Annotated in this window: 9 protein-coding genes; 3 read left to right on the forward strand and 6 right to left on the reverse strand. The window is 74.0% G+C overall.

All coding sequences use genetic code 11. The features are described from left to right. Positions 1–83: 83 nt before the first annotated feature. The 4 genes from mshC to ACO1BR_RS13860 all read right to left on the reverse strand — a co-directional run bounded on the left by mshC (position 84) and on the right by ACO1BR_RS13860 (position 3,780). Entirely contained in the window at positions 84–1,313 is a 1,230-nt protein-coding gene (mshC, locus tag ACO1BR_RS13845) for a cysteine--1-D-myo-inosityl 2-amino-2-deoxy-alpha-D-glucopyranoside ligase (RefSeq protein ID WP_426795357.1), read from the reverse strand. A 144-nt stretch (positions 1,314–1,457) separates the two neighbouring features. Continuing rightward, entirely contained in the window at positions 1,458–2,384 is a 927-nt protein-coding gene (locus tag ACO1BR_RS13850) for an SCO1664 family protein (RefSeq protein WP_426795358.1), read from the reverse strand. Then, positions 2,348–2,938 carry a DUF3090 domain-containing protein gene (locus ACO1BR_RS13855; protein ID WP_426795359.1) on the reverse strand — a complete coding sequence of 197 codons (591 nt, stop codon included), beginning with the start codon at positions 2,936–2,938 and terminating at the stop codon, positions 2,348–2,350. The genes ACO1BR_RS13850 and ACO1BR_RS13855 overlap by 37 nt, the downstream gene beginning before the upstream one ends. A 128-nt stretch (positions 2,939–3,066) precedes the next feature. Then, positions 3,067–3,780 carry a histidine phosphatase family protein gene (locus ACO1BR_RS13860; RefSeq protein ID WP_426795360.1) on the reverse strand — a complete coding sequence of 238 codons (714 nt, stop codon included), beginning with the start codon at positions 3,778–3,780 and terminating at the stop codon, positions 3,067–3,069. A 59-nt stretch (positions 3,781–3,839) separates the two neighbouring features. Between ACO1BR_RS13860 and corA the strand changes: the two genes are divergently transcribed. Next, positions 3,840–4,841 (forward strand): magnesium/cobalt transporter CorA, encoded by a 1,002-nt coding sequence (corA, locus tag ACO1BR_RS13865; protein WP_426795361.1) that lies wholly within the window; start codon positions 3,840–3,842, stop codon positions 4,839–4,841. A 33-nt stretch (positions 4,842–4,874) separates the two neighbouring features. Here the strand turns inward: corA and ACO1BR_RS13870 are convergent, their stop codons facing one another. Further along, positions 4,875–5,663, reverse strand: a complete 789-nt coding sequence (locus ACO1BR_RS13870) for a ferritin-like domain-containing protein (protein ID WP_426795362.1) — start codon at positions 5,661–5,663, stop codon at positions 4,875–4,877. 253 nt (positions 5,664–5,916) lie between these two features. Continuing rightward, positions 5,917–6,972, reverse strand: coding sequence for an LLM class F420-dependent oxidoreductase (locus tag ACO1BR_RS13875; protein WP_426795363.1), 1,056 nt, complete (start codon positions 6,970–6,972; stop codon positions 5,917–5,919). 139 nt (positions 6,973–7,111) lie between these two features. On the opposite strand from ACO1BR_RS13875, the gene ACO1BR_RS13880 reads away from it, so the two are divergent. Continuing rightward, positions 7,112–8,095, forward strand: coding sequence for an aldo/keto reductase (locus ACO1BR_RS13880; RefSeq protein ID WP_426795364.1), 984 nt, complete (start codon positions 7,112–7,114; stop codon positions 8,093–8,095). Beyond that, complete coding sequence (locus tag ACO1BR_RS13885; protein ID WP_426795365.1) at positions 8,092–10,635, forward strand: helix-hairpin-helix domain-containing protein; 2,544 nt, start codon at positions 8,092–8,094, stop codon at positions 10,633–10,635. The genes ACO1BR_RS13880 and ACO1BR_RS13885 overlap by 4 nt, the downstream gene beginning before the upstream one ends. Positions 10,636–10,687: the final 52 nt, after the last annotated feature.

Genomic DNA, 10,687 nt, shown 5'->3' on the forward strand with positions numbered 1-10,687 from the left:
GGGGGCACCCCTGACGTATGGGGACCTGACGTTTCGGAACCCCGGCGTACGGGACTCAGCGGGCAGCGGTCAGCGGCTGGCCGTCACAGCGCCACACCCAGCAGCGCGTCCACCGCCCGGGAGACGAGGCCGGGCGCGCCCTCGTCCGTACCGCCGCCGTCCTGCTGCGCGACGGCCCAGCGGTCGACCGCCGCGAGGGCGGCCGGCGCGTCCAGATCGTCGGCCAGCGCCTCCCGGATCTCCTCCAGGAGCGCCTCGGCGGGCGGGCCGTCGGGGCGGGAGACGGCGGCCCGCCAGCGGGCCAGCCGTGCCACGGCCTCCTCCAGCACCGTGTCGGTCCACTCCCAGTCGCTGCGGTAGTGGTGCGCGAGCAGCGCCAGACGGATCGCCGCCGGGTCGGTGCCCTCGCGCCGCACCCGGGAGACGAAGACCAGATTGCCCTTGGACTTGGACATCTTCTCGCCGTTCAGGGCGACCATCCCGGCGTGCACATACGCCTTGGCGAACGGGTACTCGCCGGTGAGGGCCTGGGCGTGCGAGGCGCCCATCTCGTGGTGCGGGAAGGCGAGGTCGGAGCCGCCGCCCTGGACGTCGAAGCCCATGCCGAGGTGCTCCAGCGCGATGGCGACGCACTCGATGTGCCAGCCGGGCCGGCCACGGCCCAGCGAGGCGCCGTCCCAGCTCGGCTCGCCGTCGCGGGCGGCCATCCACAGCATCGGGTCGAGCGGGTTCTTCTTGCCCTCGCGCTCCGGGTCGCCGCCGCGCTCGGCGGACAGCAACCGCATCGCCGCGGCGTCGAGGCCGGAGACCTCGCCGAAGTGCGCGTCGGAGGCGACCGAGAAGTAGATGTCGCCGTCCAGCTCGTAGGCGGCGCCGGCGTCGCGCAGCCGCTCCACCAGCGGGACGATGCCGGGTATCGCCTCCACAGCGCCTATGTAGTGCCGCGGCGGCAGCATCCGCAGCGCCGTCATGTCCTCGCGGAAGAGCGCCGTCTCGCGCTCGGCGAGCGCGGTCCAGTCGTCTCCGGTCGCGACCGCCCGCGCCAGCAGCGGATCGTCGACGTCGGTGACGTTCTGCACGTAGTGCACCTGGCGCTTCGTGTCGAGCCACACGCGCTGAACCAGGTCGAACGCGTTGTAGGTCGCCGCGTGCCCCATGTGGGTGGCGTCGTACGGCGTGATGCCGCAGACGTAGATACGGGCGACGGGACCGGGGGCGAGGGTCACCCGTCCGCCGGTCGCGGTGTCGTGGATCCTCAGGTCGCGGCCCTGACCAGGCAGGGCGGGGACCTCAGAAGCGGGCCATGCATGCATGCCTTGAGCGTAACCGGACGCACGTTCCGCATACGAACCGGACCGGGTCTCTGGCCGGAAAGGCGGTCTTGCGTTCCGCGGCCGGACGTGCAAGGGACAGGCGGGTGTTGCCGCCCGCGGACCCGGGTGCCCGGCGCCCGCCGCTCAGACCGGCGGCCAGGGGATCGCGGGCCACTCCCCGCTCGGTTCCGGGTGCCGTCCGCTGCGCAGCAGCCCGTCGATCCGGGCCCGCAGCGCGGCGATCTCGTCGTCCGTGATCAGTTCGGCCAGTCGGGCGGTGAGCGGCCCGGAGTCCGCCAGCGACGCTTTCAGGCCGCGCAGCACGGCCAGCGCCTCCTCGGTCAGCGGCTCCCCGGCCCAGCCCCACAGCAGCGTGCGCAGTTTGTCCGCCGAGTTGAACGTCACACCGTGATCGATGGCGAAGAACTCGCCACCGGCGCCGGGCAGCAGATGCCCGCCCTTGCGGTCACCGTTGTTGATGACCGCGTCCAGCACCGCCAGCCGGCGCAGCCGCGGGTGGTCGGCGTGTACCAGCAGCGCGGTGCGGCCCTCGCCGATCTCCGCGCGGCCGACCGCCTTCCAGCCCGGCGCCGGCTCCTCGTCGGCGACCAGCGCGAGCAGCTCGGGCACCTCGTCCGCGTCGCCGGGCGGCGCTATCCACTCCTGCACCATCCCGGTCCCGAACGGGCCGTCCCGCAGCACCGTCGTCGGGATCAGGTCCCAGCCGCACGCCCGGGAGATCTCGTACGCGGCGACCTCGCGCTGGGCGAGCGTGCCGTCCGGGAAGTCCCACAGCGGGCGCTCGCCGGCGACCGGCTTGTACACGCAGGCGGCGCTGCGGCCGTCGCGCTCGACCGTGCAGTACAGAACGGCGTTGGACGCCTCCTGGATCCGGCCGCGCACGGTCAGCTCGCCGTCGGCCAGAAAGGAACCCGGCAGGCTTCCGGTGCGCTCCGCCGCGGGCGCCGCCGGGTCCTGCGGGTCGGCGGGACCGGGCAGCGGGCCGGCCGGTTCGGCGGTGGGCTCCATGGCGCTCAGGCGTCCCGTCGGTATCCGTTCTGGCGCGGGCATACGTGTCCCTCCGGGTCGAGCGGCAGGCTGCACAGCGGGCACGGCGGGCGTCCGGCGTTGACGACCTCCAGCGCGCGCTTGGCGAACGCCCTGGCCATGGAACCGGTGAGCCGCACCCGGAGCATCGGCGGGCCGTTCTCGTCGTCCTGGAGCAGCCGCTCCTCGGCGTCGGCCAGGTCCTCGTCGCTGTCGGCGTCCAGCTCGACCAGCGCCTGCGCCTCGACGATCATGCGCTGGTCCTCGCCGTCCCAGGCCAGCGCCATGGTGCCGACCCGGAACTCCTCCTCGACCGGGCTCTCCAGCGGGGCGGTGTCAGCCATCTCGGTGGGCGAGACGGCGGGCACCGGGGCATTGCCGCCGCTGCGCCGCACCACCTCGTCCAGCAGCTCGTCGATCCGCTCCGCGAGGGCCGCCACCTGGGTCTTCTCCAAGGCGACGCTGGTGGTGCGGCCGGCCGCGGTGGCCTGGAGGAAGAAGCTACGGCGGCCAGGCAGCCCGACCGTTCCGGCCACGAACCGGTCCGGCGCGTCGTAGAAGAACACCTGACGGGACAACGTCCTGCTCCGATTCTCGACTGCGGGTCAGTGCGGTCGCTGCGGTCGCTGTGTCCCGGAGGGGGTACTGCGCGGATCACAGGGGCGTCGCGGGCAGCGCCGTCGCACCACCCTACTGCGCCGGTCGATCACGCTGCTCCCGCACCGCCACCGACGGCCCCGTCCCGCTCGCTCGCGGCGCCGCCGCCGGCGTCGGCCGCGTCGTTCTCGCGCGGCACCAGCGAACCGAAGTCCCCGGTGTCGCCGAGCCGTACGAGATAGGGGCGCAGCCGGGTGTAGCGGATCGCGGTGACCGAGCACGGCTCGACGGAGATCCGCTGGAAGAGGTCGAGATGCATGCCGAGAGCGTCGGCGACCAGGGATTTGATGATGTCACCGTGCGAGCACATGAGGTAGACCGCCTCGGCACCGTGCGCCTCCTCGACCCGCGCGTTCCAGTCCCGTACCGCCGCCACCGCGCGGGCCTGCATCTCCCGCATCGACTCGCCGCCGGGGAAGGCGGCCGCGGACGGGTGCTGCTGGACGACCTCCATGAGGGGCTCGTCGCCCAGTTCGGCGAGCTTGCGCCCCGACCAGTCGCCGTAGTCGCACTCGTTGATCCGGTCGTCGGTCTCCAGGCGCAGCCCGGGGCGGGCGTCCAGCAGCGGGCCCAGCGTCTCCCGGCAGCGCTGGAGCGGACTGGAGACGGCGACGGCCAGCGGGATCCGGGCCAGCCGGGCGGGCAGCGCCGCGGCCTGGGCGGCGCCCCGCTCGTCGAGGGCGACGCCGGGCGTCCGGCCGGCGAGCACGCCGGAGGTGTTGGCGGTGGAGCGGCCGTGCCGCACCAGGATCAGCGTGGGCATGGCCGCCACCCTACGTTCCGTCCCGGCTTCCGTGGCAGGCGGCCGGGTGCCGGGTGAGAATGCCAGATGTGATCGTGGACTGCGCCATCTACCGGGAGGGCCGCCGCCATGAGTGCGCGGCCGACTTCTCCCATGCTCTGGACGAGGCGCGGGCCGAGGGCCACTCCTTCCTGTGGCTGGGCATACACGAGCCGACGCAGGACGAGTTCGACCGCGTCAGCAGCCAGTTCGGGCTGCATCCGCTGGCCGTCGAGGACGCGCTCAAGGCCCACCAGCGGCCCAAGCTGGAGGTCTACGACGACTCGGTGTTCGTGGTGCTGAAGCCGATCATCTACGACGTCACGGCCGACACCGTGACCTCTTCGGAGCTGATGGTCTTCGTCGGCGACGCGTTCGTGGTGACCGTCCGGCACGGTACGGCCAGCCCGCTGACGGCGGTGCGGCAGCGGCTGGAGCACCACCCGGAGATCCTCCGGCACGGCCCCGGTGCGGTCCTGTACGCGGTCAGCGACGCGGTGGTCGACCACTACATCGAGGTCGCCGGCGAACTCCAGGTGGATCTGGAGGAGTTGGAGGCGGAGGTGTTCGCCCCGATCCGCCGGAGCAGCCAGAGCACCCGGAACACCGCCGCCGAGATCTACGCGTTCAAGCGCGAGGTCCTCGAATTCCGCCGGGCCACCGTCCCGTTGACCGATCCGATGCACCGCCTGCAGAGCCCCGGTGTGCCCTTCGTGCACGACCACGCCCGCCCCTTCTTCCGGGACGTGGGCGACCATCTCGCCCGCGCCAACGAGTCGGTGGAGGGCCTGGACCGGCTGCTGTCCGACATCCTCGCCGCCCACTTGGCGCAGATGGGCGTCCGGCAGAACGACGACATGCGCAAGATCTCGGCCTGGGCCGCGCTGGCGGCCGTCCCCACCCTGATCGCCGGGATCTACGGCATGAACTTCTCCGACATGCCCGAGCTGAGGTGGCACCTGGGCTATCCGGCGATCCTGGTGGTGATGGCCCTCATCGAGGTGTCGCTGTTCCGGCTGTTCAAGCGGCGCGGCTGGCTGTGAGGGGGGCGCACAGGCGGCCCGGCCCGAACGGGCTCAGGCGAACTCCGGTGCGGAGGCGGCGGGACCGCCCAGCGCGTCGCGCCGCTCGGGCATCCGCAGACTGACCATCCGGCGCCAGCCGCCGAGCCGCTCGTAGCCGTAGAGCGCCATGATTCCGGCGGCCAGCACCGCCGACTTGGCCCTCGGCCACTTCAGGATGCGGCCCATGTGCGCCATCACGGCCAGGCTGACGTCCCGGTGGACGGCGATCTCGACCAGCGCGCACTCCTGGAGGATGCGCTGGATGGTCCGCCCGTGCCCGGCGCGGGCCAGCCGCAGCAGCTCCTCGTGGCAGTAGGCGAGGTGGTTCTCCTCGTCCTGGCAGATCATCCGGACCGCCCTGCCCACCTCGGGGTGGTCGCCGAAGTACCTGCGCAGCATCAGCATCTGCTCGGCCGCGCGCTGCTCGGTGACCCGGCTGTGCGCGAGGTAGGTGATGATGTCCCGCTCGGACAGCGCCTCGTCGCGGCGCAGTGTGGCGTGCGCCAGTCCGATGCCCTGTCGCTCCAGCAGCATGGTGTAGTCGGTGGCCGCGGGGACGTCGGTGGGCGTCAGACCGCGCTTGCGGAGCAGGGCCCGGAAGATCCGGCCGTGCTTGTCCTCGTCGGCGCCGTGCCGGGTGACCTTGGGCGCGAGTTCCCGCTGCGAGGCGGGGAGCAGGGCGGCGATCCGGCCGTTCTCCCAGCCTCCCTGAGCCTCACCGCTGGCCGCGATGGAGCAGAAGAGGCGGAAGGATTCGTCGTTGTCGACGATCTCCTGGAACAGGCTCCTGGCCGAGAACATCAGCGTCACCTCCGAACGGACACGCCCGTAAAGGGACAGTCAAATACGGTGGTCCGCCGCCGGCAACCGGGGGCATCGGCCGCTGAGCCCGTTCGCCTGACGCGCCCTCGTGCTGCGCGCGTAACCCGCCCGGCCGCCGCCGCGTTGTGTTCCGTGACGGCCGTGGCGGGGAAGACCCCCGAGCCCCCACCACGGCCGGAGCGCTCCGCGGCGGCCCGGCACCCAGGTGCCGGGCCGCCCCCGTTCCCCGGCGTTACGCCAGCCCGGCCCGCTCCAGCGCCTCGACGCCCGCCCGCAGGGACGCCACCCGCTCGTCCAGCGTGAAGCCGGCCGGCGCCAGCGTCAGCGTGGTCACCCCGGCCGCGGCGTACGCCTGCATCCGCTCCGCGATCCGCTCGACGGAGCCGAGCAGCGTGGTCTGGTCGATCAGCCGCTCCGGGATCGCCGCGGCGGCACCGTCCTTGTCCCCGGACAGGTACTTGTCCTGGATCTCGGCGGCCTCCTTCTCGTAGCCCATCCGCTGCGCCAGCTGGTTGTAGAAGTTCTGCTTGCGGCTGCCCATGCCGCCGACGTACAGCGCGGTGTACGGGCGGAACGCGTCCGCCAGCGCGCTGACGTCCTTGTCCTCGCCCAGCGCGAGCGGCAGCGTCGGGCAGACGTCGAACCCGTCCATGGTCTTGCCGGCCGCTTCCCGCCCCGCCCGGATGTGGGAGATGGCGGTCTCCTCCAGGTGGTCGGCGGAGGGGAAGATGAGCAGCGCGCCGTCGGCGATCTCGCCGGTCTGCCGCAGGTTCTTCGGGCCGATCGCCGCGATGTAGAGCGGGATGTGCTCGCGCTGCGGGTGCACGGTGAGCTTCAGCGGCTTGCCGGGGCCGCCGGGCAGCGGCAGCGTCCAGTGCTCGCCCTCGTAGGACAGCCGCTCACGGGTCATCGCCTTGCGGACGATCTCCACGTACTCCCGGGTGCGCGCCAGCGGCTTGTCGAACTTCACGCCGTACCAGCCCTCGGAGACCTGCGGCCCCGAGACGCCCAGGCCCAGCCGGAACCGGCCGCCGGAGAGCGAGTCCAGGGTCGCCGCGGTCATCGCGGTCATCGCGGGCGTACGGGCCGGGATCTGGAAGATCGCCGAGCCGACGTCGATGCGCTCGGTCTGGGCGGCCACCCAGGAGAGCACCGTGGGGGCGTCCGAGCCGTACGCCTCGGCCGCCCAGCAGACCGCGTAGCCGAGGCGATCGGCCTCCTGGGCCACCGCGAGATTGTCGGAGTCCATCCCGGCGCCCCAGTAGCCGAGGTTGATGCCAAGCCTCATGCCGCTCCCCTTACCCATCAGTAACGTCGCTGTTGCGGGGACTCTAGCGCGCGAGTGCGACAGGCGTCACCGGCAGGCCGTCCGACCGGTTGTCCACAGGTCCCCTGATCGCGGCATGCGGCGCGTAATCTCAGGGCCCATGGAGCAAAGGCACCTAGGCCGTACCGGCCTTCGCGTGTCCCGCCTGGGGCTCGGCACCCTGACCTGGGCACGCGACACGGACGAGCAGGAAGCCGCCGACCAGCTCAAGGCGTTCTGGGAGGCCGGCGGGACCCTGGTCGACACCGCCGACATCTACGCCGACGGCGGCGCCGAGTACCTCCTCGGCCGGCTGCTGGAAGGACTGGTTCCGCGCCAGGACCTGGTGATCGCGACCAAGGCCGGCAGCGTCCTCGCGCCCGACCGCCGGGTCGACGGCTCCCGCCGCCATCTCCTCGCCGCCCTCGACGCCTCCCTGGAGCGCCTGGGCACCGACTACGTCGACCTGTGGCAGCTGCACGCCTTCGACCCGGACACACCGCTGGAGGAGACCCTCCAGGCGCTCGATCTCGCCGTCGCCACCGGCCGGGCGCGCTATGTCGGCCTGGCGAACTTCTCCGGCTGGCAGCTGGCCAAGGCCGCCACCTGGCAGCTCGCCGCCCCCGGCGTGCGGAACCCCCTGGCCGGCGCACAGCTCGAATACTCCCTCCTCCAGCGCGGGGTCGAACGCGAAGTCCTGCCCGCCGCCCAGGACTTGGGGATCGGCCTGCTCCCCGCCTCCCCGCTGGGCCGCGGCGTCCTCACGGGCAAGTACCGGCACGCGACCCCGGCCGACTCCCGCGGCGCGTCGGAACGGCTCGCCCCGTTCGTCGCGCCCTATCTGGACGAGGCCGCGAGCCGGGTCGTCGAAGCGGTCAGCACCGCCGCCGACGGCCTCGCCGTCACCCCCCTCCAGGTCGCGCTCTCCTGGCTCCGCGACCGCCCCGGGGTGACCGCACCGATCCTCGGCGCGCGCACGGCGCCGCAGCTCAGAGCGTCGTTGTCAGTGGAGGCCCTTAGTCTTCCTGACGAGATCCGCCGGGCGCTGGACGATGTATCGGCGCCAGTGCACCACTATCCCGACCACAACTGGAGCACGCTGTGAGTACCGACCGCCCCGCCGGCGACAACCCGCCCGAGCAGGAGGCCGCTCCCGGCGGCGAGGCGGGCAGCGGATCGCGGTCCGGATCCGCCGCCGCGCCGCCCGCCGCCACGACCGCGGCGGCGCTGGCTGCGGCGGTGCGGGCCGTGGAGAGCGGGGAGCGCTCGGCCGCGTCGTTCTTCAACGACGCCCCGCGGACCGCCAAACCCGCCGCGCGCCCGGCGCCGCAGGGTACGGGCGACGGCAGGCCGGCCGGCCCCGCGGGTCCCGCCCCGGAGGTCGCACGGCAGCGCACCCCGGAGCGACCGACCGGCCCGGCACGCACGCCCGAGGCGGACGGCGCCGCCGGTACGGCTCCCGACGGCGGCACCACTGCCCGCCCCGCCCTCAACCCGGCGCCCGGCGTCGCGGGCGTGCGGCAGGTGCTCGCGGCGGGCGGCGCCCCCGAGACGCTCGCGGAACAGGCCGCCGAAGCGCTCGGCGAGCGGGCCGCCGAAGCACTCGGCGCCGACCCCTGGCAGCTGCTCGCGGTGCCCGGAGTGCGCCCGGAACAGGCCGACGGCTTCGCGCGGGCGCTGCTCGGCCCCGCCTGCGGACCGGGCGACGAACGGCGCGCCCAGGCGCTGATCGGCTGGCTGCTGGAGCAGGCCGCGGTCGCCGGCCACTCTGCCCTGGAGGCGTCCGCCCTCCGCACGGCCCTCGCCCAACGCTCCGTACCGGACCCCGACGACGCCCTCCAGACCGCCATCGCGGACGGCGCGGTGCTGGTCTTCCAGGACGCCCTCGACACCCCGAGCCGGCCCCGCCCCGCGGCGGACGACGACGAAGACCAGCCGGTGCGCGTCCTGCTCGGCCTCGACCGCTTCGCGATGGCCGAGGAGAGCGTCGCGGACGGCCTGGCCCGGCTGCTGAACACCTTCGAGGCGGTGGACGGGTCCGAGCAGGTGGACGAGCCGGCACCGGCGGACGAGTTGGCACCGGCGGACGAGCCGGCGTCGGCGGACCAGTCGGCGACGGTGGACGAGCCGGCACCGGCCGGCGAAGAACGGGCGGCAGCGGACTCGGAACCGACTGAACCGGATGAAGGGGCTGAAGGAGCTGAAGGAGCTGAAGGGGCTCAAGGGGCTGAAACGGCAGCGGCGGACGCCGCGGCGACCGCCCCGGAGTCCCCGAACTCATCGAATATCTCGGACACTTCGGATGTCTCGGACGCCTCGGACGCCTCGGACGCCGAAGCCGAGTCCGACGAGACAGGCGGGAGCGCCGAGGACACCGCGGCCGCCATCCCCGTCCGCCCCTCTCCCTCCCCCGCCGCCTGGGAAGCCGCCGCGGACGCCGCCGCCTCCCCCTCCGCGGCGGCGCTCATCCGGGCCGCCGCGCACAGCGGGCTGGTCGCGCACACCGGCGGTGAGGCGGCCCGCGCCGAGCCCGCCGCGCTGATCGCCGCGGCCCGCTCCCTCGGGCTGCGGGCCTTCGGCGCCACCCACACCGAGAACGGCCGCCGGCGGCTCGCCGGGGACCTCGCCGAGACCGGTCCCGCCGGCGCCGACGGGGACCCGGCCGCCGCGGCGGTGACCGTCTCCGGTCTGCTCTCCGGCCGGCAGGGCCCCGGCCGGGACGCGGACGGTGCGCTGGCCCTCGATCTGCTGGTCGTGCTGGACGCCCCGCAGCTCGACCTGGAGACCGCCGCGCTGCTCGTCGAGTCGCTGGCCGACGGGACCCGTCTGGTGCTCAGCGGCGACCCGGGCCTCCTGTGGTCCGCCGGCCCCGGGCGGCTCTTCCACGACCTGCTGCTGTCCCGGTTCTGCCCCCAAGTCACCTCCCGCACCCCGGACTTCGGCCCGATCGGCGAGCTGGTGTCCGGTATCGGCATCGGCGAGCTCAACGAGGTCGAGGCCCCCGGCAAGGAGGTGGTGATCGTCCCGGTGCGCGCGGCGGACGAGGCGGTGCACCGCGCGGTCCAGCTGGTCGCCGACTCCGTGCCCCGCGCGCTCGGTGTCCCCGCCGACCAGACGCAGGTCATCACGGTCGGCCACGGCGGCGCGGCCGGCACCCACGCCCTGAATGCCGCGCTCAAGGAGCGGCTCAACCCCGGCCCCGGACGGTTCGGCGGATTCGACCCCGGCGACCGCGTGGCCTATGCCCCGGCCGCCGGCCGTGTGCTCCCCGGCACGGTCACCGGCGCGGACGCCGACGGCCTCCGCCTCGACTGCGCCGGCAGCGCCGTCGTCGTACCGCGCGAGCAGGTCGGCTCCGGCTCCGTACGGCACGGCTGGGCGCTCACCGCCCACCAGGCGGCCGGTATGCGCTGGCCCGCCGTCGTCGTGGTGCTCCCCGGCGACGCGGCCGGCGGACTGACCCGCGCCTGGATCTACACCGCCTTCAGCCGCGGTGAGCGGCATCTGTCGGTGGTCCAGGGCGCCGACCAGGCGCTGCCCCGCGCGGTGGCCGAGATCCCGGTCAAGGAGCGCACCACCCGGCTGCGGACGCTGCTGCAGATGCAGAGCGGCGCGCAGGCGGACGCGGAGCCGGCGGCGGGCTGAGCCCCGCCGCCCCGGGCGGACGGGTGCGGGGGGGGGGCGGCAGGTCGCTGCC

It is taken from the genome of Streptomyces sp. YGL11-2, from assembly GCF_050054615.1.
Lineage (GTDB): Bacteria > Actinomycetota > Actinomycetes > Streptomycetales > Streptomycetaceae > Streptomyces.